This is a genomic window from Caldinitratiruptor microaerophilus, from assembly GCF_025999835.1.
GTDB lineage: Bacteria > Bacillota > Sulfobacillia > Symbiobacteriales > ZC4RG38 > Caldinitratiruptor > Caldinitratiruptor microaerophilus.
Genome location: NZ_AP025628.1, coordinates 2,180,423 through 2,207,187, shown reverse-complemented (window position 1 = coordinate 2,207,187; position 26,765 = coordinate 2,180,423). Strand labels below are relative to the sequence as shown.

The window sequence follows — 26,765 nt, the reverse complement described above, 5'->3', positions numbered from 1 at the left end:
CCCGGCATGGTGGGGCTCGTGGCCCGGTTCCTGGCGCCGGCGGCGGCCGCAGACCCGGAGCGCTGCCTGCGCGCCGGGCCGGCCGGCGAGGGGTGCGACGCGTGCTCGGGCGCGTGCCCGGCCGGGGCGATTGCGGTGGCGGCGGAGGCCGGCCCCGGCGCCCCGCCCCGGGTCGACCCCGATCGCTGCCGCGGCTGCGGCGCGTGCGTCCCCGCCTGCCCCGCCGGCGCCATCTCCCTGCCCGGAGCCGGGCCGGGCGAGCTCCTCGGGAGCCTGCAGGCGGCCGGGACGGAGTCGATCGCCTGTGCGGCGGCGCCTGCCGATGCGGTTCCGCCGGGAGCCGTGCGCCTCCCCTGCCTCGCCGCGCTCCACCCGGAGACGGCCGTGGCGGTGGCCGTCCACCCGGACGGACCCGGTACCCTGGCGCTCCACGCCGGTGACTGCGGGACGTGTCCGGTCGGGGCCGGGGCGCGGGCCCGGGAGGTGGTGGAGGAGGTCCGGGCCCGCCTGAGCCGCCTGGACCTTCCTGCGGCCTCTTCCCCGCGCCGGCCCGCGCCCCTCTCACGGCGCGACCTCCTCGCCCGGTGGGCGCGGGGTGCGGCGCAGGCCGCCGCGGCGCTTCTTCCCCCGCAGGCAGGTGTGGCTTCGGGCGGTTCGCCGGCCTCCGCCCCGGCGGTCCGCAGCGCCCGGCAACCTCCGCCCTGGCGTCGTGCCCTCCTCGCCGCCCTGGAGGCGGCCGGCCGGCCGGTCGTCCCGCACGTGGCGGACTCCGGGCTTCCCCTCCTCGCACCACCCGACCGGTGCACGTTCTGCGGGGTGTGCGCCGCGGCCTGCCCCACCGGGGCCCTGGTCGTGCGGACCGGTCAGGCGATCAGGCTGGAGGTCGACGAGGGCGCCTGCACCGGGTGCGGCCTCTGCGCGATGCGCTGCCCGGAGGGGGTGATGGCCGTCGCCTGCGACCTCCGCCCGCCTGCCGCCGGGAGGACGCCGGCGCGGCGCGAACTGGCGCGGGGAGCTGCGGCGGCTTGCCGGCGCTGCGGGCGACCGCTGTGGCCCGGGGAGGGCGCGCTGTGCCGGGCCTGCGAGACCCGGGCAGAACTTCTTGCAGCGATCGCTGGCGGCGGCAACGACGGAACCCCGCCGCCTCCCGGGCCGTCTTTCTTTTGATCGGACGGCCCGAGGAGGGAGAGCGTGCTCCGTCACAGAACGCTCCTGTCCCTGCGGCGCATCGCCTCGGTGAGCCTCACCGCCGCCCTGGCGATGTCCGCGGGCTGCGCCCGGGAGCCCGGCAAAGGCCGGCCGGCGCCGCCGGCCCCGGCCGCGCCTTCCGAGAGCGAGCCCGCCCGGCCCGGCCCCGAGACGGCCGGGGGCCCGCAGCCGTCGTCCGAACTGAGCCCGCCTCCCGCAGCCGGCGGGGCAGGTAGCGTTGCGCCTTCCACCCCGCCGCCCGGAACTGCCGCGAAGCCGCCCCCGGCGCCACCCCAAGATGGCGCCGCCGGCGGAACGTCGGACAGCTCCCCACCGCTGCCCGCCCCGGGTCCCGGCACGCCCAGCGCGGCGGGCGGGTCCACCCCACCGCCCGGGCCCGCCGGTCCGTCCCAGCCCGGAGAAGGCCCGGCGCAGCCCCCGCCGGAGTACCGGGACGCGGCCCTGCTGGAGGCCCTCGCCCTGGCGGCGCCCGCGGTCGAGCGCGCGGATGCGGCGGCCTGGCGGCTGGGGCCCGCCGACAGCGTGCTGGGCTGGTGGCCCTCGCCGGGCGGGACGCGTCTGGCCGTGACCTACGAGGCGCCCGTCGCGGTACCGGGTGGGGCGGACGTCCGGGCCGTGGGACTCGCCGTCCTCGACCTGGGCGAGGCGGGCCCCGCGCCGGGCCCGCTGCGGCCCCTCCTGGCCGCCGTCGCGTACGGCTACGGCCCGACCGCGCCCGGCGAGGCGGCTCCCGCCCTGACGCTGACCCCGGCCGGGTGGCTGGACGAGGACCGGCTGGTGGTCCTGGCTCCCGTCGGGGGCGCCGCGACCCGTGCCCCTGCGCCCGGCGAGGGCGAGCCCGACGCGACCCCCCAGCCCGGAGCGGGGCCCGGCGACCAGCAGCCCGTCTACCCGTGGCCGCCGCACACGGTCATCGCCTCGGCCGGCCGCGCGCGCCCGGGCCTCCTGGCGGCCACCGCCCCGGCGCCCGCCGCCGGCGGCAGCTTCTACGAGGCGCCGGGGCTTGCCGTGGTCGAGGTGGACGTCGTCCGGAGCGCCGACCGGCAGATCGCCTGGGTGCCGCTGGACTCCTTCGGCGACGTGCTGGGCCGTGTATGGCTCACCCGCGACCGGCAGGCCCTCTTCCTCGTGCAGGGGACCGGCCTGGTCCGGGTCGACCTGCAAACCGGGACGGTGCACCGTCCCCGCGTCAGCCTGCCCCCGGGGAAGTTCAGCGGGGTGCCGGAGGTCGAGCCGGTCGGCGACGGCTGGCGGCTCCTCTTCGGCCAGCAGGCCTCCGGTCCGGTGCGCCTCCTGGATCTCAAGACCGGCGGGGTAGCCGTCCTCACGCCCGAGGGCGTGGTGCTCCCGATCTTCCACGCCCCCGTGGCGGCTCCGGACGGCCGGCGGTTCGCCTACCTCGCGGCGGAGCCCGACCGCCCCTACGTCCGCATCGAGGGCGAGGACGGCGACTTCGTGCTGTCCAACGCGGTCTACATCCTGGACGAGCGGGGCACCCGCCTGGCCCGGCTGGCGCCGCCCGACGGCGGGCTGCTCCGCGAAGTCGCCTGGTCGCCCGACGGCAAGCGGCTCGTCCTCGTGGGGGCCGCGTACCGCGGACCCTCCCGGGACGAGCGCGACTGGGAGCTGGCCGGCGGGCCGATCTACCTGGGAACCCCCGAAGGGAAGGTCGGCGTGCTGTGGGAGAACCCCGGCCGCCGGGTGGTGACGGTGAACTGGCTGGGCCCCGACTGGCTCGTCCTGTACGACCAGGGTTCAGGGGCCGACGCCAGTCCCCGTGCGCCCCTCCTCCTGAAGGCGGCGGCGGGTGCGGTGCCGGAGGCGGTGCCCGAAGCCCTGCGGGGCCGGGACTTCCCCGTCCCCTTCATGCGCATCGGCCCGTGGGTGGTGGGTCAGGGCGCGGACAACCGCCTCTACCGCTTCCGCCCCGGCGACCCGGAGGCCCGGCCGGTCGACCCCGAGGTCGAGGGCTGGATCCTCGACTGGGTCGGCGCCGGGCCGTGGCTGGTCCTGAAGGTGCAGCCCAAGGCTGCCGGCCCCGAATTCCCGGTGGTTCTGGAGGGGCGGTACCTGCGCGGCCTCACCGGCGCCTGGAACGGGCGAGCGGGCCGCGCCGTGTAGGGCCACGGCCCCCGGCGTCAGCGCGGCGACGGCGCCGTGCTCTCGACCGCCTCCAGGAGCAGTTCGGCGACGTCCCGGACCGCCGGCCCGTCCTCGCCGGCGGTGGTCTTCACGCCGTCTTCCATCATCTGCATGCAGAACGGGCAGGCGGTGGCGATCACGTTCGCCCCCGTCTCCACGGCCTCCCGGGCCCGGATCTGGTTCACCCGCGGTCCGGGGCCGCTCTCCTCCATCCAGGCGTGGGCGCCGCCGGCGCCGCAGCAGAAGCTCTTCGAGCGGGAGCGCGCCATCTCGGCCAGGCCCACCCCGGTCCCGTGGATGAGCGCGCGCGGCGCTTCGTACTCGCCGGCGTAGCGGCCCAGGTAGCAGGGGTCGTGGTAGGTGACGAGGGGCGCCCCGCCCCGTTCCGTGCGGAGCCGGCCCGGCTTCACCCGTAGCCGGCCGGAGTCGACCAGTTCCTGCAGGAATTGCGTGTGGTGCTTGACCGTGAACTCGCCGCCGAACTGCCGGTACTCCGTGCCGATCGTGTTCAGGCAGTGCGGGCAGGTCGTCACGATCACCTTGGGCCGGTACCGGTTCAGCACCTCGATGTTCGCCCGGGCGATCTGCTCGAACAGGAACTCGTTCCCCATCCGCCGGGCCGGGTCGCCGCTGCAGCTCTCCTCGTTGCCGAGGATGGCGAACTTCACCCCGGCGATCTGCAGGAGCCGGGCGAAGGCCCGGGCGATCTTCTGCCCCCGTGGGTCGAAGGCCGCCGCGCAGCCCACCCAGTAGAGCACGTCGAACTCGCCGGCCTCGGCGGCGACCGGCACGTCCAGCCCCTCGCACCAGTCGGTGCGGGAGGCGCTGGTGCCCTTGTAGGGGTGGAAGCGGTCCTCGAGGCTGCGGAGCGCGTCCTGGAGCGTCTCCGGCACCCGGGCCTCCTCCATGGTCAGGTGCCGGCGCATCTCCAGGATCTTCGGCACGTGCTCGATGTGCACCGGGCACTCCTCCATGCACGCCCGGCAGGTGGTGCAGGCCCAGAGGGTCTCGTCCCGGATGGTCTCGCCCACCAGGGCCGGCAGCTCCAGCCCCCGGGCGGCCAGCGTCTCCGGGTCCGGCAGCCGGCCGCCGCCGGCCCCGGCCAGCACGAGGGCCGGGCCGTACCGGTGCAGGTAGTCCCGCAGGTCGAGGATGAGGTTCTTGGGCGAGAGCGGCTGCCCGCTATTGTACGCCGGGCAGGCCTCCTGGCAGCGGCCGCAGTTCGTGCAGGCGTCGAGGTCCAGGAGGTCCTTCCAGGAGAAGTCGGTGATGGCGCTGGCGCCGAGCCGCTCCGCCTTCTCGAAGTCGATCGGCTGAAGGAGCGCCGCCCGGGGTCCCAGGTCGGAGAAGAAGACGTTCAGCGCCCCGGTGAAGACGTGGAGCATCTTCGAGTACGGCAGGTAGGCGATCCAGGCGAAGACGGTCACCAGGTGGAACCACCAGGTGAACTGGTAGGCGCCGATGAGCGCCGGCTCACCCAGGCCACGGAGCGCCAGCCCCAGGGCGTACCCCACCGGCGACCACCCATCCCAGGGCTGCGGGTTGGCGGCGATCCGGATGCCCTCCAGGGCGAAGCCCTGCAGGAAGATGAGGAGGAGCGCGACCAGGCTGATCCCGTCGCTCCGGTCGGGCGGAACGCCTTCCCGGTTGTGCTGCAGCCGGCGCACCCGCACCACGTAGCGCCGGATGAGGGCGACGGCGAAGGCGGCCACGCCGAAGGCACCGACGACGTCGAGCACGAGGCTCTGGAAGACGAGGTAGAACCAGCCGTTCATGATGGGCAGCCGCAGGTCCTGGTGGATCATGACCACCACGGTGCCCAGGAAGAGCAGGACCATCGACCAGAACAGGGCGGCGTGCATCCAGCCGGCGACGGCCTCCCGGAGGAGCCGGCGGTGCCCCAGGACATACGTCCAGACGAGCCGGAGCCGCTCCGGGATGCGGTCCAGGCGCGCCTCCGCCCCGCCCAGCCGCCACAGCCGGTACCGGCGCTTAAGCCCGTACGCGAAGACGGCGAGGGTGGGCACCAGCAGGGCGTACATGACCCAGACGCCGGTGATGTGCCAGTAGATGGGCCGCGTCGCTTCGGGCACGCCCCGTCACCTCCAGGAGATGAGACACGAGGGCCGCCGTCCCCCGGCTGTCACGGGGTGCAGCGGCCCCTGGATCACGCGCCCACCAGCTTCTTCAGCTCGGCGGTGAGGGCGGGCAGGACGGTCTTGTAGTCCGCCACGATGCCCAGGTTCGCCCGCTTGAAGATCGGCGCCTCCGGGTCCTTGTTGATGGCGATCACCGTCTTGGCGCCGCTGATCCCCGCCAGGTGCTGGCTGGCCCCCGAGATGCCGATGGCGATGTACAGGTCCGGCGCCACGATCGCGCCCGTCTGGCCGACCTGCAGGGTCGGCGGCACCCAGCCGGCGTCGCACGCCGCCCGGGATGCCCCCACCGCCCCGCCCAGGATCCGGGCCAGCTCCTCCAGGTCCTTGAACGGCTCCGGCCCGCCCAGGCCCCGGCCGCCGGCCACGACCACCCGGGCGTCTTCGAGCCGCACCCCGCTCAGGGCTTCCTGGATCTTCTCCACCACCCGGGTGACGGCCTCCGCCTCGCTCACCTCGAAGGCGAGGGGCACGACCTCGCCCTGCCGGGACGGGTCGGGCACCGCCGGGTCCTGGGTCTTGGGCCGCAGCGCCACCACCACCCGCTCCCGGGCCGGGGCGTAGACCGCCATCGCCTTGCCGCCGTACACCGGCCGCACCCAGAGGGGCACGCCGCCGTCCAACCGGTAGCCCACGACCTCGGTGACGGCGCCCGCCCCGAGCCGGTGTGCCAGGCGGCCGGCCAGCTCGCGGCCGGGCCCGTCGCCGGGGAAGAGGAGCACGTCGGCGCCCGAGGCGGCCGCGGCGGCCTCGAGCCCCCGCAGGTAGAGGTCCGGCTGGAAGTTGGCGAGGATCGGGTTCCGGGCGGCGTAGACCTTCCCGGCCCCGCAGGCGATGGCCGCCCGGGCGGGACCGTCGGTGTCCGCCCCCAGCACGACGGCGGAAAGGGGCACCCCGGCCTCGCCGGCCAGGCGGCGGCCGGTGCCGAGGGCTTCCAGCGCGGGCTTGGTGAGTTCGCCGCCCTGGCTGGCGGCGTAGACGAGGATCTCGCGCAACGTCCGTTCCCTCCTGCTCGTCGGTCAGAGGACCTTCAGCTCGCGCAGCCGCTGGGCCAGGGCCGCCGCCCGGCTGGGGCCGTCGTCGCCCTCGATGATCTCGCAGGCGCCCTCCTGGGTCGGGATGTAGAGGTCCCGCAGCTCGACGCCGGGCGCCAGGCGGGCCGGGTCCAGGTCGAGGTCGGCGGGGCCCAGGACCTGGATGGGCTTGCGGGTGGCCATCATGAGGTCCTTGACCTTGGGCAGGCGCGGCACGTTCGTCTCGTCGTTCGTGATGCTCAGGACGGCCGGCAGGCGGCTCTCCACCACGGCGAAGCCGCCGTCGGCTTCCCGGCGCAGCCGCAGGCGGTCCCCCTGCACCTCCACCCGGGCCACCAGGGTGGTGCAGGCGGCCCCCAGTTCCTCGGCGAGCATGGGGCCCACCAGGCCCCGCTCGACGTCGCTGCCCTGCCGCCCGACGAGCACCAGGTCGGCGCCGCCGAGCTTGCGGATCGCCGCGGCGAGCACGTGGGCGACGGCCGGGGCGTCCAGGTCGGCCCAGCCCGCGTCCCACACCCGCACCGCCTGGTCGGCGGTGAGGGCCAGGGCGCGGCGCAGCACCTCGTCGGCGGGCTTGTCGCCCACGCAGAGGGCGGTCACCTCGGTGCCGGGGTGCTTCTCCTTGAGCTGGATGGCGACCTCCAGGGCGTACTCCGCGTAGGAGTCCATGACCATCTTGGCGCTGCCCTGGACCGGCCTGCGGGTGGCCGGGTCGATCCGGAAGTCCTTCGGCGGGATCTCCGGGTCCAGGACCTGCTTCAGGCAGACGACGATCTTCAGGGCGCTCTCCCCCTATCTTGACACCATTTTCACTTGCGCGCAGACCCCGGGGCCGCACCCGGGAGACCAGGCAGGGGTCTCTGCTGCAGGACTGGTTCGAGCGGGACCGCCGGAATTCCTTTGCCGGCGCAGGGCGGATCGCGGGCCGGGAAGCAGGACGCCGGCCGGCGGTGGCGAACATTCTACCAAACGTTCGGTAACACGAGGACTGGTTCGGTGTCGTCGGCGAAAACTCCTGCCGGAGGGATTTCCACATGCCGTTCGCGCTGACGGCGGAGCAAGAGGCGCTGCGCCAGATGGTCCGGGAAGTGGCGGAGAAGGCCGTCGCCCCCCGTGCGGCGGAGATCGACCGTACGGGCGAGTTCCCGTGGGACGTCCTGCAGGTCTTCCGCGAGCAGGAGCTGCTGGGCCTCGGGGTTCCGGAGAAGTACGGCGGCGCCGGAGCCGGCGTGCTCTCCCTGTGCCTGGCGGTCGAGGAAGTGGCCCGGGTCTGCGCCAGCTCGTCGCTCATCCTCGCGGTGCAGGAGCTCGGCCTTCTGCCGATCCTCGTCGGCGGCACCGAAGAGCAGAAGCAGAAGTGGCTCCCGCCCATCGCCCGGGGAGAGAAGCTGATCTCCTTCGGGCTCACCGAACCCGAGGCCGGTTCGGACGCGGCGAGCATCAAGACCACGGCGCGCCGCGAGGGCGACCACTACGTCCTGAACGGGACCAAGCGGTTCATCACCGGCGCCGGGGTCTCCGACTGGTATACGGTCTTCGCGGTCACCGACCCGGAGAAAGGCGCGAGGGGGATCTCGTGCTTCCTGGTGGAGAAGGGCACGCCCGGTTTCTCCATCGGCCGCCACGAGGAGAAGATGGGCATCCGGGGCTCGCCCACCGCCGAACTGCTCTTCGAGGACTGCCGGGTGCCGGCGGAGAACCTCGTGGGGAAGGAAGGCGAGGGCTTCAAATACGCGATGATGACCCTCGACCAGAGCCGGACGACCATCGCGGCTCAGGCGCTCGGCATCGCCCAGGGTGCGCTGGACTTCGCGGTGCAGTACGCCAGGGAGCGCCGCCAGTTCGGCCGTCCCATCGCCGAGTTCCAGGGGATCCAGTTCATGCTCGCCGACATGGCCATGAAGGTGGAGGCCGGGCGCTACCTCCTGTACCGGGCGGCCTCGATGATCGACGAGCTCGGCATCGAGGAGCGGGGCCGGGAGCGGCTCCCGGCCGAGATCAACCGGTTCTCGGCCATGGCCAAGGCCTTCTGCTCGGACAGCGCCATGGCTGTCACCACCGACGCGGTGCAGGTGCTCGGCGGGTATGGCTACATCCGCGACTACCCGGTCGAGCGGATGATGCGCGACGCGAAGATCACGCAGATCTACGAGGGTACCAACCAGATCCAGCGGCTGGTCATCGCCCGCAGCCTCCTCGGCCTGTGAGCGAAGATCCATCCGGTGCCGTCAAGGGAGTGGGGTGCGTGGGACAGCTTGTGAAGCTGGCGCGCGAGGACGGGTACGCGGTCGTCACCCTGGACCACCCGCCGGTGAACGCGCTGAACGCGCCGCTTCTGACCGAGCTGGAAGCGGTCGTGGCAGAGCTCGAGGGGGATGAGTCCGTCCGTGCCGTCATCATCCACGGAGCCGGCGAGAAGGCGTTCGCGGCCGGAGCGGACATCACCGAGTTTCCGCGCCTGTCTCCGGACCAGGCGGAATCGCTCTCCCGCCGCGGGCAGGCGATCTTCGACCGCCTTTCGGCCCTGCCCAAGCCCGTGATCGCTGCCGTCCACGGCTACGCCCTGGGGGGCGGGTGCGAGCTGGCCATGGCGTGCGACATCCGCATCGCCGCCGAGTCCGCCCGGCTGGGCCAGCCGGAGATCAACCTCGGCATCCTCCCCGGCTACGGCGGCACGCAGCGGTTGCCGCGCCTCGTCGGCCCGTCCCGGGCCCTGCTCATGTGTCTGACCGGCGATCCGGTGAGCGCGGCGGAGGCGCTTCGGATCGGTCTGGTGGACCTGGTCGTCCCGGACGCCGAGCTTCTACCCCGCGCCAGAGAGCTGGCCGCCAAGCTCGCCGGCAAGGCGCCGGTAGCGGCCCGGCTCATCAAGCGGGCCGTGTACGGGGGGCTGGCCACGACCCTGGCGGAGGGGACCGCGCTGGAGGCGCGCCTCTTCGCGGAGGTCTTCGCCACGGCGGACGCCCGGGAGGGCGTGCAGGCGTTCCTGGAGAAGCGGGCGCCGCGGTGGGTGGGCCGGTAGCCATGGTGGGGATCCGACCGGATGCGCCGCTCCCCCGGGGCCTCGCCGAGCGCGGGTACCGGTTCTGCCACGCCTTCCGGGTGCCCTACCGGGACATCGACCAGCAGGGTCAGGTCTTCAACGCCAACTACATGGCCTACATCGATTACGGCTTCACCGAGTACTTCCGGTACCTCGGGTTCCCCTGGCGGGAGATGGAGAAGTACGAGTTCGACGTGGCGGTGGTACGGGCGGTGCTCGACTTCCGGGCGCCGGCCCTCCTGGACGACGTGCTTTACGTGGGGGTTCAGGCGACCCGCCTCGGGAACAGCTCGTTCGACGTGCGGTACTGCATCTGGCGGGACGACGAGCCCGAAGGCACCGTCATCCTGGAGGCACAGTTGACGTACGTGAACTATGACGCCCGCACCCGCCGGTCCCGACCCATCCCACCCGTCATCCGGGAGGCCATCGCGCGCGTGGAGGGTCAGATTCCCGGCACGTGAGGTGCCCGGGTGCCTGTCGCGGCGTCCGTGATCCCGCAGACCCCGGTCCCGGGACCGGGGTCTTACGACTTTCGGACCCGATCCGAACACTGTTCGGGACTGGAACGGGGCAGCAGAGCGGCGTTAGTATACGTACTGGACACCCCCGCCCCGGGGCTGCTGGGGGACCCGCACGGTGTCGCGCCGGAAGGACGTCTAGCCTCCGTTCCACTTAATATTGGCTCTTTTCTAAATTGCAGAGAACACGAAGGGAGCGGGCGACCGCGGTGAGCGAGATCCGCAAGATCGGCGTGGTCGGGGCCGGGGCGATGGGAACCGGCATCGCGCTGGTGGCCGCACAGAGCGGTTACGACGTGCTCCTGCGGGACATCGAACAAGGGCGGCTGGACAGCTCGCTGCGAAACATGGACCAGATACTTCAACGGTCGGTGGCCAAGGGCCGCCTGACGGACGAGGACCGCCGCGCCACCCTCGCCCGGGTCGAGACCACGACGGACCTGGACGGGTTCGCGGGTGTCGACTTCGTCATCGAGGCGATCTTCGAGGACCCCGAGGCCAAGCGGGCGATCTTCAGGGAGCTCGACCGGATCTGCCGCCCGGAAGTCATCCTGGCGTCCAACACCTCGTCAATCTCCATCACGGATCTCGGGGCCGCCACTTCGCGGCCGTCTCGGGTCTGCGGCATGCACTTCTTCAATCCGGTACCGGTCATGAAGCTGGTGGAGGTGATCCGTGGGTACAGCACCAGCAGCGAGACGGTGGCGACGGCCCGGGCCGTGGCCGAGGCGATGGGGAAGACGGTCGTGGAGGTGAAGAAGGACAGCCCGGGCTTCATCGTCAACCGGATCCTGATGCCGCTTCTCATCGAGGCCGTCCGGGTGGTGGAGGAGGGGATCGCCAGCCCGGAGGACGTCGACAAGGCCGTGAAGCTCGGCCTCAACCACCCGATGGGGCCGCTGGAGCTCATCGACTTCACGGGGATCGACGTGTGCCACAACGTCATGCAGTACTTCTGGCAGGAGTTCAACCAGCCGCAGTACGCGCCACCCCAGCTGCTGCGGACGCTCGTCCGAGCGGGCCGGCTCGGGCGGAAGACCGGCAAGGGGTTCTACGACTACGAGGGTAAGTGAAGCCGGGTCCGGCACGGGGGGCGGCGGGTGACCGTAAAGGGTGCCGGTGCCTGCTGGCCGGGACCGCAGGAAATCCGGAGCGGGAGGACTTGGAGCGGATGGCATCCCGCACTGTGGTCCGATCCTCACGCTGGCGAGAGTACAGGTCGCTGCCAGGGGAGTTCCTTCTCGCCGGTACCGTACAGGTCGATGGCAGCAGCACGTACTACCAGACCACCGGTTCCTGCGAAGTCGAGCACCACACCGTGGTCTTCCTGCACGGGATGGCATCCTCGTCCGCATGCTGGCGGGAGCAGATCGCGGCGGTAGGCCGGCTCGCCTACACCGTGGCGGTGGACCTGCCGGGGCATGGCCGGTCGGAGGGCGAGGGCTACGCGGACGCCCGGGAGTACGCGGTGTTTCTGGATCGGTTCCTGGATGCCCTTGGCGTGCGTCAGCCCGTGGTGCTGGCGGGCATGTGCCTGGGAGCCGCCGTTGCGCTCGAGTTCGCCGCACGCTGGCCTGACCGCGTGGCCGGTCTCGTGCTGAGCGGCATCGCGGACCGTTTCGCGGTCGACGAAGACGCCCTGGCGATGGCCCGGGCCGGTCTCTGGTCCGAGGCGTTCTGGCAGGGCCAGCTGGGTCCCCACGCCAGGGAAGAGGTGGTACGCCTCAACCAGATCTGCTGGTTGCAGACCCGGCCCGAGGTCCGCTACGCCGACATGTTGGCCTGCGCAAACTTCCGCGCCAGCGGCCTGCCGCGGCGGGTACGGGCCCCCGCCCTGGTGCTGTCGGGAACGGAGGATCGGATCACCCCGCCCGAGGGAGCCCGTAACCTCTGTCGCGGGCTCGGGAACAGCATTCTCGAGGTCGTCCCCGGGGCCGGGCACGTGGCGCTGCTCGAGGAGCCGGAGCGACTGCATTCCGCCGTTGCCCGCTTCCTCGCCGCCATCGGCGCTCCGAACCCCGTTCCCGCACGGATGTTGTGAGGGAAGACGATCGGGAGCCCGCCGGGAACTCCGGCGGGCTTCCGGGTTCATGACCGCTGATCGCCGGCCGGTGCGACCAGTGCCGTGCCGCGTACGCGGTCAGTAGGGGACAGGGCGGTGTCCACAGTCGCCGGCGGGGTGGTGTTCACTACCGAACGACAACGCGAGGTGTATTCTCCTGGAAAACGCCGGATCACGGGAAGTTTTTTCCGATCGGCGCGGAGGAGCTACGCTCAACCCACCGTAATTTCGCGGTGTTGCACGGTTGCAGAGGCGTCATACGCAGAGACGCCGTGCAAACGTGCTCGCTCTGGGTCGCGGGGGAGGAGGAGCGAGCCAGTGCTCTGGCTTGTCGTGGGGACTGGCATAGTCGTGGCGCTTCTGCGCGGGGGAAAGCTCCGGATCGAGGATGTGGGGTTGCGCGCGATGTGGGTGGCTCCTGCCGCCCTCGCGCTGCAACTGTTTTCTTTTGTGGCCCCCGGCACGCTGCTAAATGCCGTCCTCATCCTCACCTCCTATTCCCTGCTCGTGTACGGACTTGTCCGGAACAGCCATCTTCAGAGCCTTCGGCTGGTGCTTCTCGGGGTCATCCTGAACATGCTGGTCATCGCCGCCAACGGCGGCCGCATGCCGGTGGATCCAAGAGCCGCGCAAGCGTCCGGGGTCAACATCGAGTCTGTTCTTGCGGGTGCGGAGGCCAAACACGTCGTGGCCGGCCCGGAAACGCGCCTCTCTTTCCTCGGGGACGTGATTCCGGTGCCACTGGTCCGCAGGGTCATCAGCGTCGGTGACATCGCGATTTCGCTGGGGCTGTTTCTGCTGATTCAGGATCTCATGGGCAGACGCCTCGAGATCGATTTGGGGCCTGGGGGGTAGGCTCGCTTTTGTGTCCCACTAGACTGGCCATCCCGCCTTAGAGGGGAAGGAGGGAAGGCTCATGCGGCCGTGGGTGTGGACGCTTCTCTTCGTTCTGACCCTAGCGCTTGCAAGTTTGGGGGATTACAGCTGGGGTTAAGGAACTGAACTGACGTGTGAGTCATCTGAAGATGAAGCGACTTTAGAGTATTGTTGTGACGTTTTTGTTACCTCCCCGCCCCATCCCATTTTCTCGTCGACCGTTTATCCAATTCCTTTCGAAGTCTGCGCGCAGCCACAGGGGGAGATCCACCTGCGCAGGCCGATCGCAGCGTACGTAACGCTCCTTTCCGCTTTGGCTGCCCTCATTTTGCTTCGATACGGCCAGTTTGTTAAGCACGAAGACTGGAAAAATGTACTGGTCTTTTCCGTGTTGGCGGTGGTATTTGAGAAACTAACCATCCGTATTGGCCGCGATCGCTCGATGAGCCTCAAGGCTGCGGTCAATCTCATAGCTGTTCTCGTCAGTGGGTTTCCGTCCGCGGTATGGGCTGTTGCGATAGGTACATCGGCTGCCAGTCTCCTTCGAGCGTTGTCGTATATGCAGGTATCGTACAACACGGCTCATTCGGTTCTGGCCACGTTTTCGGCGTATCTTGCCCTACGACTCACAGGTTGGTCGCATCTGAGGCAACTCGATTCCCCACTGCCCGGGTTGGTTGCGGCGCTTACTTACTTTGGAGTCAGCACTCTGCTTGTCTCTTACCTGTTCTCGTTGCTCAGACGTAAGCCAGTTCTTGACGTGATCAGAGACGTAGTTGGCAAAAACTCTGGTACAACGTTTATCGTTGGCCAACTGGTGGCCCTGCTCGGTGCGTTTACGATAATTAAGGGCTCACTGGCCTGGCTATTAGTTGTGGTTATGATGCTGTTGCTACTTCGCTGGTCATATAAGGAATACATGGTTCTCTACGAGAATAGTGAACTGCGAGGCCAAGAACTGGAGGCTGTGCTCAATTCCGTCGGAAGCGCTCTGATCGTCACGGATGATCACGGACGGATCTTGCACATGAACAAGGAGGTTTCTCGATTCGTTGAGATCGGTGAGGCTGTTAACCAGCATCTGGGAAAACACCTAAAGGACTTAGTAGGGTACCCTGGTGGAGACAAGCTGCTGGCCTTGGTGGAGTCGGACACCCACGTTCCCAGAAGCGGCACAGCGCGCAGCGTTGTGCCGTTTGGCCACAACCGCGTACGGTACGTAGAATTCTACCGGGGTGCATTCCGCTATCCCGAGGCGCCGTCGGGCGCGACGGTGTACGTTTTGACGGACGCCACACTCCTCAAGGAGGCCGAGGAGGAGCTCCGCAGGGCTCACCGGGCGGTGCTGCACACGCTGACCGCCGCGATCGACGCGAGAGACCCGTACACGCACGGCCACTCCAACCGGGTCGCCGAGTACACGGTGGCGATTGCACGCCAGATGGGCCTCTCCCCGCAGGACATCGAGCGTCTGCGGTACGCGGCGCTCCTGCACGACATCGGCAAGCTGGGCGTCGATGACCGGGTACTGCGCAAGCGCGGCCCGCTGAACGCCGCGGAGCGGGCGGCGATGATGGAGCACCCGGTCATCGGTGCCCAGCTGCTGGAGAAGGCTGGCGTTTTCGAGGAAGTCATGGCGGGTGTGCGACACCACCACGAGTGGTACAACGGCGGCGGCTACCCGGATGGGCTGGCGGGCGAGGCGATCCCGCTGGACGCCCGCATCATCGGGGTGGCGGACGCGTTCGACGCCATGACGTCCGACCGGCCTTACCGCCCGGCGCTGAGTCCGGCGCAGGCGCTCGCGCAGCTACAGGAGGGCCAGGGGGTCCAGTTCGACCCGATTGTGGTGGAGGCGTTCGCCCGCGCCTTCGAAGTGGGCGAGATCGAAGCCGCGGCGCGGGTCGCGCCGCCGGTTCCGGCGCCGCCGTCCGAGGAAGCGGTACCGGTGCCGCAGGTCGCCCCCGCACTGGCCCCCGGCGTGATCCAGCCCGTGCACCACAAGGAGGTCGCGCTCCTCTACCGGATCATCCACGAAACCGACGTGCGAACCCCGTTCCCTCAGGTGTTGCACGGCATCCTCAGGATCTGCGCGGAGATCATCGGCGAGTACACCTACATGGTCTATCTGTGGGACGACGGGACGGGTGCCCTGCGGCTCGCTGCGGCCGACGGCCCCGGCGGGCAGGCAGTCGTGCCCGAACGCCTGGAGTACGGCGTGACGGTGCCGGAACACGTGGCCCGCACCGACCAGCCCCTCGTGGTGTCCGGACAGGAGAGTCCCCCGGGGCCGGCACCGGTCCTGCCGACCTCTCACGCTGCCTGCGCGATCCCCATCCGGTACGGAGGGTCAACATCAGGGGTGCTGGCCGTCGAGTCGCCGCTTTTGGGCGGCATCGGGGCGGACGAGATGTACCTCCTGGATTCCGTCCGGCACGTGCTGGGGATCGCGGTGTGGCTCGGCCGCCACCAGGAGCAGCTGGCGCATGCTGCCTCTCACGACGGGTTGACCGGCCTTCTCAACCATTCTGCCTTCTACGACCGGCTGGGTACGACCCTGGAGAGCGCGCGCCGCACCGGCGAGCCGGTCGCCGTCGTCCTCCTGGACGTGGACGGGCTCAAGGCGGTGAACGACGCCCAGGGCCACCTGGCGGGCGACGAGGCCCTTCGGCAGTGGGCCGAGCTCCTGCGGACCCACGTGCCCCCGGGGGGACAAGTCGCCCGGTACGGCGGGGACGAGTTCGCCCTCATCCTCCCGGGCATGGGCCGGGAGGAGGCAGCCGACCTCATGGAGCGCATCGACCGGGCAGCCAGGCGGACTTTTCGTGTCGGCAAGCGTAACGTCCGGCTGCCACACGCCTCGGTGGGCCTCGCCGTCTTTCCGGAGGACGGCGGGACCCCGCGGGAGCTCGTCGGCCAGGCGGACCGCTTCCTCTACCACCGCAAGGGGACCCGCCGGGCGAGCCGCCTCGGTCCGGGCCTGACGCCGTTCATCGGAGCCTAGCGCCGTTCATCCAGGAACGTGCGGTCGGCCCCTACGAGCCCGCCGGTGCGGCACCGGTGCTGGAAGCAGTGAGCCACCGGGGCCCGGGTACCACCACGACCCAGGTGTTCCCCGGGGCCAGCAACGCAGGCTTGCCGGCGGCCGTGAATGCAAAGGGTTTGTCGGGGCTGGGCTTCTCCCACCGGATGGCCCAGCCCTTCCCGCGCGCGAAGAGCATGCCGTCCCCCTCGCCGATGATACCGATCCGCCGGCTCTCCTGCTTGCCGGCGACCTGGACGCGGTACTCGGTCGGGAAGAGGACGAGCAGGTTGTCTGCTCCGAGCTGGGTGCCGCCCTCGACGCGGTGTGGGTCGCCGTCCTGGTAGCGGAGCCAGCGGTCCTGCTCCCACCGGTACTCGACCCGGGTGAAGTCCAGAGGGAAGCGGAGGCGGACCTGCGTGTACGGTTCACCCCCGGGCATCTCGCCGCGGGGCCAGTCCGGCAGCGGGCGCAGGGCGAACTTCCGGGCCCGGGCGCCCTTCAGGAGCAGGTCCGTGCTCGTGTACAGGTTGTGCGGCATCTTCCGTTCCTTGCTCCGCCAGAAGTAGGCGCCGCTGTTGTAGATCTCGTCCATGTCCTGATACGAGGGATCGCGGGCGAGCCACTCGAGCGCGTCGGTGCTGCCGCCGGCGTGCGCGATGGGACCCCCGTACGGCTTGACGATGTGGAGAAAGTAGTACCGGACGCTCCGGACCGGGCCGATCCGTTCGACCGGGCCCTCGGTGAACGCCGCCAGAAACCGCGTGATGCCGCCCTCCGCCTCCAGCTCGTACACCACCCGGGCGCGTTCGATCCCTGCCTGGGGGCGGGAGCCGGGGCCGTTCTCGACGATCACCCACAGCGCCCCCGGGAGCGCCTGGGCGGCCGGTGCCGGCGGAGACGGCGCAGCGGACCGGGGGGCTGGCGGAGGCGACGTCGGGGCGGTGCCGGACGGGGGCGGCGGTTCCCCGACAGGGGGAGGGGATGAGGCCTTCCGGCCCGAGCAGCCTGCGAACGCAAGAAGGAGGGACGCCGCTGCCAGCGCCGTGGCGGCCATGGTCGAGAATCGCAGGGGTTGCCCCTCCTTCCGGTTCGGGAACCGGGCATGGGGGCGAGTCCACCCGTTCCCTGCACAAGTCATGCCAGGAAGCGGCGGGACAACGGACGAATACTACGCGCGGGAGTTGGTTCTCCCCTGCGGGGCGCATGGGTGCAGCCCCCCGTGGAGACACTTGCCGTGCGATAGCGGGTCGCGGGGGTGAGGTCGATGGGTGGGCGGCGGACGTCTGGCAACGGGAACATGCCGCCCTGGCCCGGCGGCGCGGCGGGGCGGAGGCGGAGTACGAGGCCGATGACGCTGCGGGGGTTTTCCACCGCCGCCTTGCCCCGGGCTCCCGCGCCACGTGCCCGCAAGGGCCGGCGCTGGTCCACCCGGTGGCTGGCACTCTTGCGCTGGTACGTGCTTCGCCCGGCGCGCCTCGCCTGGGCGCGGTGGTTTGGTCACCGGACCACGGCACAGCGCTGGACTCCCCCTGCGTCGCCGGGGGCGCCGGCCGGAACGGCCGTGAGGCGGACCGGGGCCGAGTAAGCCCGGAACGGGAACAGGGCGGGGGCTTTTCCTCCGCCCTTCGCGTGCCTCCGGAGGCCACGTGGCCCCGGCCGTGGCGGCCCGACCTAGAGCTCTCCCTGGAGTGCGTACGTGCGAACCTTCTCCAGCTCCCGCAAGACTTCCCGTCGCCCCTTCTCGGTGGTCCACCAGTTGTCCCGGTTCACGTCCTCACGCCGGTCCGGGCAGCACAGGACCTCAACCCCTTCGGGGATGTGGCGGGTCAGGACCTGCTTGACCCGCCGCATGTGGGCAGGTGCGGAGACGCACAGGATCCGCCGGACCCGGTCCCAGCCGAGGCGTTCCGCGATGATCCGGGTGGCTGCCAGGACGTGCTCCAGGGTGCGAACCGATCGCGTCTCGGTCCAGATGGCTTCGTCGGGCACTCCGAGCGCGACGCAGTGTTGCCGGAGCGCCTCCGCCTCCGGCACCTGCGTCGCCCGCGCGTCACCCCCCACGATGAGGACGCGGGGGGCCAGCCCCTGGTGGTACAGTTCCGCGGCCTTCTCGGCGCGCTCATTGTGTTTGCCGCCAAATACGAGGATGAGGTCAGCCGGTTGCGGCGTGTCCTCCAGAAAGAGGAACTCCGTGACCTCCCGGAGGGACATGCCCTCATAGAGTCGCTGGTCCACGGGACTCATCCCCTTCCGGCTCGTGCGGCAATGTATTCGTCCCCGGGCGCAGCATTCCCTGCGCGCCGGCCCGGGCAGGGCGGGAGGGCCTGTGAAGCGGGTTGCAGAAAGAACTGAGGCAGGAGGGGGGACGGCTGTTGCCCGAGTTCGTCCACCTGCACGTACACACGGAGTACAGCCTCCTCGACAGCACCTGCCGCGTGGAGGACCTCGCCCGGGCCGCGCGGGCGGCTGGATTCCGCTCCCTGGCGATGACCGACCGGGCCGTTCTCTTCGGCGCGGTTCCCTTCGTGCGCGCTTGCGAGGCCGAGGGCATCCGTCCAATCCTCGGCGCGGAGGTGCCGGTGACGGACTCCCGCCCTGCCGCCCGGGCGGGCGGTGCCGCTTCCGGGTCGCAGGCGCCGAATTCCGTCATCCTCCTTGCCGCGGATGCGGACGGATACCGCAGCCTTTCCCGGCTCCTCTCGGCCCTCCACCTCGGGGCGGGCGGGCCGGAGCCCGCTGCCACCCCCGAGGTCCTCGCCGCCCACGCCAGAGGCCTCCTGTGCCTCAGCGGCGGACCCGGCGGTCCCGTGGCCGCCGCACTCCTGCGGCAGCAGCCGGCCGAGGCCGAGCGTGTGGCGGGCGAGCTTCGGGACATCTACGGGCCGGAGAGTTTCTTCCTGGAGCTGCAAGACCACGGCTTGGCGGCGGAGGCGCAGGCCAACCGGCAGCTCGTGGCCCTCGCTCGCCGGCTGGGGATATCCCTGGTGGCGACCAACGACGTGCACTACCTGCACCCCGGCGAGGCCCGCCTGCACGACCTGCTGGTGGCCATCCGGGAGGGCCGGACGGTGGACGACCCGGCACTGCCCCGGCTCCCCAACCACCAGTACCACCTGCGCCCCGGGGCCGAGATGGAGGCCCGCTTCCGCGAACTGCCCGAAGCGGTCCGCACCACCGCCGAGATCGCGGAGCGCTGTTCGGCGGCCCTCCCGACGGGGCAGAGCCTGCTGCCCCGATTCCCGCTGCCGCCGGGGGAACCGGACGCGGACGCCTACCTCCGCCGGCTCTGCGAGGAGCGGCTGCCCCTCCGGTACCCCTCGCCCGACGGGACGGTTCGTGCCCGGCTCGAACACGAGCTGGGTGTCATCGCGCGGATGGGCTACGCCAGCTACTTCCTCATCGTCTGGGACTTCATCGAGCACGCGCGCCGCCGCGGGATCCCCGTCGGGCCCGGCCGGGGCAGCGGGGCCGGCAGCCTGGTGGCCTACGTCCTGGGGATCACCGGGGTCGACCCCCTGCGGCACGGCCTCCTCTTCGAGCGCTTCCTCAACCCCGAGCGGGTGGACATGCCCGATCTCGACATCGACTTCTGCTACGAGCGCCGGGGCGAGGTCATCGACTACGTGGTGCAGCGGTACGGCGCGGACCGGGTGGCCCAGATCATCACGTTCGGTACGCTCGGGGCCCGGGCCGCCGTGCGGGACGTGGGCCGGGCGCTGGGGCTGCCGCTTCCGGAGGTCGACCGCCTCGCCCGGGCCATCCCCCACGGCACCAGCCTGGAGGAGGCCACCCGCCTGCCCGAGGTCGCCCGGATCCGGGAGCGCTCGCCCCGGCTGGCCGAGTTGCTGGGCCTGGCCCGGGCGGTGGAGGGGCTGCCCCGGCACCCCTCGGTCCACGCGGCGGGGGTCGTGATCGCCCCCGGACCCCTCACCGACTACGTGCCCCTGTACCGCACCGCCGAGGGCGTGACCGTGACCCAGTTCGACATGGACCAGCTGAAGGAGCTGGGCCTGCTCAAGATGGACTTCCTCGGGCTCCGCACCCTGACCGTGATCCACAAGACGGTCGAGGCCGTCCGCCGGCGCGAGCCCGATTTCGATCTCCACGCCATCCCTGCCGACGATCCCGCCACCTTCGCGCTTCTGGCCGCCGGCGAGACGGCCGGCGTCTTCCAGCTCGAGGCCGGCTGGGTGGCCGACGTGCTGCGCCGGCTGCGGCCAGAGCGGTTCGGCGACATCGTGGCGAGCATCTCGCTGTGCCGGCCGGGGCCGATGGAGCACATCCCCGACTTCCTGGCGGCGCGCCACGGCACCCCGCACTACCGCCACCCGGACCTGGAGCCGATCCTGCGGGACACCTACGGGGTGATGATCTACCAGGAGCAGATCATGCAGGTCGCGGCCACGGTGGCGGGGTTCTCCCTGGGCGAGGCCGACCTCCTCCGCCGGGCGGTGTCGAAGAAGCAGCCGGAGGCCATGCAGCGCTATCGGGACCGCTTCCTGGCCGGGGCGCGGGAGCGGGGTTACAGCCAGGAGCTGGCCGAAGAGCTCTGGGAGGACATCCTCCGGTTCGCCGGCTACGGCTTCAACGCCGCCCACGCCGCCGCCTACGCGGTGATCGCCTACCAGACCGCGTACCTGAAGCGACACTACCCGGCGGAGTTTCTGGCGGCGCTCCTTTCCAGCGTGAGCGGGGACGAGGAGAAGGTTCGACTCTACGTGAGCGAGGCCCGGCGCCTCGGGGTGCACGTCCTGCCCCCGGACGTGCAGACGAGCCTCGCCGACTTCGCCGTGGCGCCGGGGCCGGAACGGTCGCCGGCCATCCGGTTCGGCCTGGCGGCCATCAAGAACGTCGGCCGGGGCCTGGCCGGCCGGGTCGTCGACGCCCGGGCGGCCGGAGGCCCCTTCCGCTCGTTCGAGGACTTCCTGGCCCGAGTGGGCGCCCGGGAGGCAGGCCGGCGGTCGGTCGAGTTCCTGATCAAGGCGGGCGCGCTGGACTCCCTCGGCGAGCCCCGGTCCGCGCTCCTGCAGCGCCTGGACGACGCCCTCGGCAGCGCGGGGTCGAACCCGCGGCGAACCCCCATGGGCCAGCCCACCCTCTTCGACCTGGCCGGAGACCCGGCCGGACCGGTGGCCGTCCCGCCGGGCCTCCGGCAGGCGCCGGCGGCGCCGGCCCGGGACGATCCCGCTGCCCTGCGCGAGATGGAGCGGGAGGCGCTGGGCTTCGTCCTCAGCGAGCCGGCCCCGGGTCGGGCTGCCGGTCCGGGAGCGGCGCAGGTGCTCTACCTCCGGGTGGCCGCCCGCGACCCGCAGGACCCGGCGCTGGCACCGGTGCTGGCCCTGCTGGGCCGGCATCCGGGTCCCGATCGCGTTCGGGTGAAACTGGATCTGAGCGGGCGCTGGCTCGAGCTCGCGCCGCGCTACCGGGTCCGCACCACCCCGGAACTCGTGGCGGCGCTGCGGGAGGTCCTGGGGCCGGACGGGGTGGCCGTGCGCAACCGGTAGCTCCGGCCCATACGCTGGCGGGAGCCCCACGCGTGAGATCACCGGGAGGGAATCGCGAGTGCTTGAAGCAGCCGTGTCGCTCTTGAACGAGCGGGGGGTTCCCCCGATCGAGATCGCCCGGGTGGTGCTCGAGATCCAGAAGGGGTACTTCTCCGACCTCACCCTGGAGGAGTGCCTGGGGGCCGTGGAGGCGGTGCTGCAGAAGCGCGAGGTCCAGCACGCGGTGATCACCGGCATCACGCTGGACGTTCTCGCGGAGCGCAAGCAGTTGCCCGAGCCCCTGCAGTCGATCGTCTCCCGCGACGATTTCCTGTACGGCGTGGACGAGATCCTGGCGCTGGCCATCACCAACGTCTACGGCAGCATCGGGCTCACGAACTTCGGCTACCTGGACAAGACCAAGCCGCTCATCATCGGCGAGCTGAACTCTCGCAAGAACGGCCAGTGCCACACCTTCCTCGACGACCTGATCGCCGCCATCGCCGCGGCCGCCGCGTCGCGGATCGCCCATTCCCACCGGCCCTGAGGTGAACGGCCCGGCGAGTCTCCCCCGGGCGTGCATATCGTTAGAGTAGGGAACGTGTCCCGAGGGGGGACCCGCATGTTCACCCCGTACCGGGGCGACTGGTCGCTCCACCGCAAGGGTCCCGCCGACCAGGCCCGCCACATGGAGAAGATCCGGGAGGCCATCAAGAAGAACCTCCCCGAGATCATCGCAGAGGAGAACATCATCACCTCCGACGGGAAGCGCCTCGTCAAGGTGCCGATCCGGAGTCTCGAAGAATACCGTTTCCGCTTCGACCCCTACCAGGGGGAGAAGGTCGGTCAGGGTCCGGGCGACACGAAGGTGGGCGACGTGATCGCCCGCCGGCCGGGGCAGGGGCAAGGCCCGGGCCAGGGGCGTCAGGCCGGGGACCGGCCCGGGATCGACTACTACGAGGCGGAGATCACCATCGACGAGCTGGCGGAGCTCATCTTCGAGGACCTCGGCCTGCCCAACCTCCGCCCGAAGGCAGAGCAGGAGATCCCCGACGAGGCGCACCGTTTCACGGACATCCGCCGCAAGGGGCCTTTCGCCAGCCTGGACAAGCGGCGGAGCATCCTGGAGAGCATGAAGCGGGTTGCCCGCGAGGAGGGCGAGGCGCAGTTCCGCGGCCTGAACCAGGACGACCTGCGCTTCCGGGTGTGGGAGCAGGAGATGCGCCGGCAGTCGGCGGCCGTGGTCATCGCCATGCGCGATGCCTCGGGCAGCATGGGCGAGTTCAAGAAGTACCTCACCCGGAGCCTGTTCTTCTGGATGGTCCGGTTCCTGCGCACGAAGTACCAGGACGTGGAGATCGCCTTCATCGTCCACCACGCCGAGGCGAGGGAGGTGGACGAGGAGACGTTCTTCCGGCTGGGCGAGTCCGGCGGGACCCGGGTCTCCTCCGCCTACAGCCTCTGCTGGCAGATCATCCAGGAGCGGTACGACCCGGCCCGGTGGAACATCTACCCGTTCCACTTCTCCGACGGGGACAACTGGTCGGACGCGGACAACCGGCTATCGGTCGACCTCGTGAAGCAGATCCTGCAGGTCGCCAACCTCTTCGGCTACGGCGAGGTGCGGGAGCCCGGCCCGTCGTCGTCGCTCATGCAGGCGTTCCGGCAGATCGACGACCCTCGCTTCGTCGCCGTGGTCATCACCGACAAGAAGGACGTGTACCCGGCCCTGCAGAAGTGGTTCAGCCGCGGGGAGCAGTTCGGGAAGGTATGAGCCGGCCGCCGGCGCACGCCCGGCGGTGGCGACCTCACGGCCGGCCCGGTGCTGCCGGGCCGGCCGGCGCGCGGGCGAGACTCCACCGCTTCTCCACACGCCCGTCACCGCGTCACCACACGCCCGTGGTATGGTAATGACCGGGGAGGAAACGCGGGTGGCCGGAGAAACGGTTCTCATCGTCGACGACGACCGCGAGCTGGTGCAGGTTCTGACGGACTACCTGCGCAGCGAGGGCTACAGGGTCCTCGCCGCCCACGACGGCCCGCAGGCGCTCAAGACCTGGCGGGAGGCCCGTCCGGACCTCATCCTGCTCGACTGGATGCTCCCCGGCACGAGCGGCCTGGACGTGTGCCGGGAGATCCGGCAGACGGACCGGGGCGTGTTCATCGTCATGCTCACGGCCCGGGGCGAGGAGCCGGACAAGCTGCTCGGCCTCGAGCTGGGCGCCGACGACTACGTCACCAAGCCTTTCAGCCTCCGGGAGGTCGCGGCCCGCATCCGGGCCGTCCTGCGGCGGGGGCGCCGCGGCGAGGAGCCGGACGTGGCCGAGTTCGGCGACGTGGTGATCGACTTCAGCGGGCACGTGGTGAGCGTCGGGGGCCGCGAGGTCGCCCTCACCCCGACCGAGTTCAAGCTGCTCTCGGTTCTCGCCCGGTCGCCCGGCCGCGTCTTCTCGCGACTCCAGCTCATGGAAGCGGCCCTCGGCGACTACTACGAGGGCTACGACCGGACCATCGACAGCCACATCAGCCACCTGCGCCGCAAGCTCGACCCGGACGGCCGCGGGACCAGCCTCATCCAGACGGTCCAGGGCGTCGGCTACAAGCTGGTGCCGCCGGGGAGGTGAGGCCGGTGTCCATGCGCGTCCGCCTCGCCTGGGCCTTCGCCGGCATGGCCCTGGCCGTGATGGTGCTGACCCTGACCGGTGTGAACGTCGGGATGGCGGTCACCATGCGCCGCATGGGCATGGGCCACATGTGGGGCATGGGCCACGGCATGGGGATGGGATGGGGCGCCAGCGTCGTGCCCGCACCGGAGGCCTCCGGCGCCGTCGACATGGCCGGGGGCCTCATCCGCTGGAGCCTGTGGTCCGGGGCGGCGGGGCTCGTGCTCGCCGCCGGCGCCGGGGTGTGGGCGGCCGAGCGGATCACCCGTCCCCTGGGGCGGCTGCGCGACGCGGCCCGGCAGCTCGGCCTGCGGGACCTGTCGCTCCGGGTGCCGGTGGAGGGCGACACCGAGGTCGCTGAGCTGGCGGCCGCCTTCAACCGGATGGCGGAGCGCCTCGAGGCCGAGGACCGGGCCCGGCGGCAGCTCCTGGCCGACGTGGCCCACGAGCTCGGGCACCCGCTCTCCGTGCTGCGCGGGCGGCTCGAGCTCATGCAGGACGGCATCCAGGCGCCCACCCCCGAAGCCCTCGTCACCCTGCAGGACGAGGTCGTCCGGATGAGCCGGCTCATCGGCGACCTGCGCGACCTGAGCCTGGCCGATGCCGGCGCGCTGTCCCTCCGGCTCCGGCCGGTCCGCCTGGAGGAGGTCGTCGATCCCCTCCTGGCGAACCTGGAGCCCGTGGCCGCAGGGCGCCGGATCGCCCTGGAGCGGGACATCGCGCCCGGGTTGCCGGTCCTGGAGGTCGACCCGGATCGGATCCGCCAGGTGCTCGTGAACCTTCTCAGCAACGCGCTCCGCTACACGCCCGAAGGGGGGCGCGTGACCCTGCGCGCCTGGCAGCAGGGGAGCGAGGTGCGCATCGAGGTGGCCGACACCGGCCCCGGCATCGACCCCGCCGACCTGCCCCACGTGTTCGAGCGGTTTTACCGCGCCGACCCGGCCCGGACCCGGAGCGCCGGCGGCGGCACGGGGCTGGGCCTGGCCATCGCCCGGTCGCTGGTGCAGCTGCACGGCGGGCGGATCTGGGCCGAGAACCGGCCCGAGGGCGGCAGCCGCTTCACGGTGGCCCTGCCGCTGCCCCACGCGTGACCGGGCAGGGACGGGCCGTGGCCGCAAGCCGCGCTCCCGTCGCGGCATATCATGGCACTGAAGTCACACCCCGATGGTGGCGCTGTCCCGCGGCTGGAGGGATGCGGCATGGAAGAGCGTGAGATTCCCCTCCTGGAGGCGGCCATCGAGCGGATCTGGGACAAGGCCAGGGAGTTCGGGCTCGAGCCGTTCCCCGTGCACTTCGAGATCGTCCCCCCGGCGATCATGTACGAGTTCGGCGCTTACCTCCTGCCCGGGCGGTTCAGCCACTGGTCGCACGGGAAGGCCTATTACCAGCTGAAGACCCAGTATGACTACGGCCTCTCGAAGATCTACGAGCTGGTCATCAACTCGAACCCCTGCTTCGCCTTCCTGCTCGACTCGAACACCCTCCTGCAGAACAAGTTCGTGGTGGCGCACGTGTTCGGGCACAGCGACTTCTTCCGCAACAACATCTGGTTCCGCGGGACGAACCGGGAGATGGTGGACGTCGTCTCCGAGCACGCCCGGCGCATCCGGGCGTACTCGCAGGACGAGGGCTTCGTCGAGGTCGAGCGCTTCCTGGACGCGGTGCTGTCGGTGGCCGAGCACGTGGACCCGTTCCCGCGCCGGGAGCCTCCGGAGGAGGAGAAGGAGCCGCCGGCCGCCGGGGACCCGTGGAGCGACCTCTTCCCCCCGGCCAGGGCCGGGGCCGAGCCCCGGAAGCCCGACCGGAAGCGGGTCCCGCCCGAGCCGGATCAGGACCTGCTCCGCTTCTTCCTCGAGTACGGCGACCACCTGGAGGAGTGGCAGCGGGACATCCTCGCCATCGTCCGGGAGGAGACCCTGTACTTCGTCCCCCAGATGATGACCAAGATCATGAACGAGGGCTGGGCCAGCTACTGGCACAGCCGGATCCTGCGGGAGATCGGGCTCACGAACGAGGAGTTCACGGACTTCGCCCGGATGCACGCGGCCGTCTGCACCCCGGGGGGAACCCGCATCAATCCCTATCACGTGGGCCTGCGAATCTGGGAGGACATCGAGAAGCGGTTCGGCCGGGACCGCCTGTTCGAGGTGCGGGAACTGGAGAACGACGCCTCGTTCCTGCGCCTGTACCTCACCGAAGAGCTCGTGAAGGACCTCGATCTCTTCCTGTTCAAGCTGGAAGGGGACGAGTGGAAGGTCACCGACAAGACGTGGGAGCGGGTACGGGACGCCATCGTCGACTCGTTCACCAACTTCGGCCGCCCGCTCATCACCGTCGACGACGGCGACTACCGGGGGCGGCGGGAGCTGTACCTGCGGCACCACTTCGACGGGCGCGAACTCGACGTCCCGTACGCGGAGAAGACCCTGCAGCACGTGTACCACATCTGGCAGCGCCCCGTGCACCTGGAGACCGTGGTCAGCGGCCGGACCGTCGTGCTCACGTGCGAGGGCGAGCGGGTGAGCCGCCAGACCCTCTGAGCCCGGCCTGC

General features: G+C 71.0%; 20 protein-coding genes. 15 read left to right on the top strand and 5 right to left on the bottom strand.

Annotation, left to right across the window (positions count from 1 at the left end):
- Window positions 1-6 precede the first annotated feature (6 nt).
- The gene (locus caldi_RS10645; RefSeq protein ID WP_264841746.1) at window positions 7-1,167 is read left to right on the top strand and encodes an ATP-binding protein; all 1,161 of its coding nucleotides are present in this window, start codon (window positions 7-9) and stop codon (window positions 1,165-1,167) included.
- A 24-nt stretch (window positions 1,168-1,191) separates the two neighbouring features.
- Entirely contained in the window at window positions 1,192-3,330 is a 2,139-nt protein-coding gene (locus tag caldi_RS10640) for a hypothetical protein (RefSeq protein ID WP_264841745.1), read from the top strand.
- A 17-nt stretch (window positions 3,331-3,347) separates the two neighbouring features.
- On the opposite strand, the gene caldi_RS10635 is transcribed toward caldi_RS10640, so the two are convergent.
- From caldi_RS10635 to caldi_RS10625, 3 genes are all read right to left on the bottom strand, one after another.
- Window positions 3,348-5,444, bottom strand: a complete 2,097-nt coding sequence (locus tag caldi_RS10635) for a (Fe-S)-binding protein (protein WP_264841744.1) — start codon at window positions 5,442-5,444, stop codon at window positions 3,348-3,350.
- 74 nt (window positions 5,445-5,518) lie between these two features.
- Window positions 5,519-6,502, bottom strand: coding sequence for an electron transfer flavoprotein subunit alpha/FixB family protein (locus tag caldi_RS10630; RefSeq protein WP_264841743.1), 984 nt, complete (start codon window positions 6,500-6,502; stop codon window positions 5,519-5,521).
- Window positions 6,503-6,526: 24 nt separating this feature from the next.
- On the bottom strand, window positions 6,527-7,216 hold the full coding sequence (locus tag caldi_RS10625; protein WP_264841742.1) for an electron transfer flavoprotein subunit beta/FixA family protein: 690 nt from the start codon (window positions 7,214-7,216) through the stop codon (window positions 6,527-6,529).
- Between the two features lie 359 nt (window positions 7,217-7,575).
- Between caldi_RS10625 and caldi_RS10620 the strand changes: the two genes are divergently transcribed.
- From caldi_RS10620 to caldi_RS10590, 7 genes are all read left to right on the top strand, one after another.
- Entirely contained in the window at window positions 7,576-8,748 is a 1,173-nt protein-coding gene (locus caldi_RS10620) for an acyl-CoA dehydrogenase (RefSeq protein WP_264841741.1), read from the top strand.
- Window positions 8,749-8,786: 38 nt separating this feature from the next.
- Window positions 8,787-9,563 carry an enoyl-CoA hydratase-related protein gene (locus caldi_RS10615; RefSeq protein ID WP_264841740.1) on the top strand — a complete coding sequence of 259 codons (777 nt, stop codon included), beginning with the start codon at window positions 8,787-8,789 and terminating at the stop codon, window positions 9,561-9,563.
- Between the two features lie 2 nt (window positions 9,564-9,565).
- Window positions 9,566-10,048, top strand: a complete 483-nt coding sequence (locus tag caldi_RS10610; protein ID WP_264841739.1) for an acyl-CoA thioesterase — start codon at window positions 9,566-9,568, stop codon at window positions 10,046-10,048.
- A gap of 266 nt (window positions 10,049-10,314) precedes the next feature.
- On the top strand, window positions 10,315-11,178 hold the full coding sequence (locus tag caldi_RS10605) for a 3-hydroxyacyl-CoA dehydrogenase family protein (protein WP_264841738.1): 864 nt from the start codon (window positions 10,315-10,317) through the stop codon (window positions 11,176-11,178).
- Between the two features lie 98 nt (window positions 11,179-11,276).
- Window positions 11,277-12,146: an alpha/beta fold hydrolase gene (locus tag caldi_RS10600; RefSeq protein ID WP_264841737.1), complete on the top strand. Its 870-nt coding sequence runs from the start codon at window positions 11,277-11,279 to the stop codon at window positions 12,144-12,146.
- Between the two features lie 339 nt (window positions 12,147-12,485).
- Window positions 12,486-13,022, top strand: a complete 537-nt coding sequence (locus caldi_RS10595; RefSeq protein WP_264841736.1) for a DUF5317 domain-containing protein — start codon at window positions 12,486-12,488, stop codon at window positions 13,020-13,022.
- Window positions 13,023-14,325: 1,303 nt separating this feature from the next.
- The gene (locus caldi_RS10590; protein WP_264841735.1) at window positions 14,326-16,047 is read left to right on the top strand and encodes a sensor domain-containing diguanylate cyclase/phosphohydrolase; all 1,722 of its coding nucleotides are present in this window, start codon (window positions 14,326-14,328) and stop codon (window positions 16,045-16,047) included.
- A 31-nt stretch (window positions 16,048-16,078) separates the two neighbouring features.
- Here caldi_RS10590 and caldi_RS10585 read toward each other — a convergent pair whose 3' ends face one another.
- Window positions 16,079-16,921, bottom strand: a complete 843-nt coding sequence (locus tag caldi_RS10585) for a DUF3048 domain-containing protein (RefSeq protein ID WP_264841734.1) — start codon at window positions 16,919-16,921, stop codon at window positions 16,079-16,081.
- 818 nt (window positions 16,922-17,739) lie between these two features.
- Entirely contained in the window at window positions 17,740-18,303 is a 564-nt protein-coding gene (locus tag caldi_RS10580; RefSeq protein WP_264841733.1) for a YdcF family protein, read from the bottom strand.
- 137 nt (window positions 18,304-18,440) lie between these two features.
- On the opposite strand from caldi_RS10580, the gene dnaE reads away from it, so the two are divergent.
- From dnaE to caldi_RS10550, 6 genes are all read left to right on the top strand, one after another.
- The gene (gene dnaE / locus caldi_RS10575; protein WP_264841732.1) at window positions 18,441-21,572 is read left to right on the top strand and encodes a DNA polymerase III subunit alpha; all 3,132 of its coding nucleotides are present in this window, start codon (window positions 18,441-18,443) and stop codon (window positions 21,570-21,572) included.
- A 58-nt stretch (window positions 21,573-21,630) separates the two neighbouring features.
- The gene (locus caldi_RS10570; protein ID WP_264841731.1) at window positions 21,631-22,098 is read left to right on the top strand and encodes a phosphatidylglycerophosphatase A family protein; all 468 of its coding nucleotides are present in this window, start codon (window positions 21,631-21,633) and stop codon (window positions 22,096-22,098) included.
- 75 nt (window positions 22,099-22,173) lie between these two features.
- Window positions 22,174-23,325, top strand: a complete 1,152-nt coding sequence (yhbH, locus tag caldi_RS10565; RefSeq protein WP_264841730.1) for a sporulation protein YhbH — start codon at window positions 22,174-22,176, stop codon at window positions 23,323-23,325.
- Window positions 23,326-23,482: 157 nt separating this feature from the next.
- The gene (locus caldi_RS10560) at window positions 23,483-24,175 is read left to right on the top strand and encodes a response regulator transcription factor (RefSeq protein WP_264841729.1); all 693 of its coding nucleotides are present in this window, start codon (window positions 23,483-23,485) and stop codon (window positions 24,173-24,175) included.
- 11 nt (window positions 24,176-24,186) lie between these two features.
- A complete protein-coding gene (locus caldi_RS10555) occupies window positions 24,187-25,305 on the top strand; it encodes a sensor histidine kinase (RefSeq protein ID WP_264844783.1) in 1,119 nt (372 codons plus the stop codon).
- Between the two features lie 108 nt (window positions 25,306-25,413).
- Window positions 25,414-26,754 (top strand): SpoVR family protein, encoded by a 1,341-nt coding sequence (locus caldi_RS10550; RefSeq protein ID WP_264841728.1) that lies wholly within the window; start codon window positions 25,414-25,416, stop codon window positions 26,752-26,754.
- The last annotated feature ends 11 nt before the right edge of the window (window positions 26,755-26,765 follow it).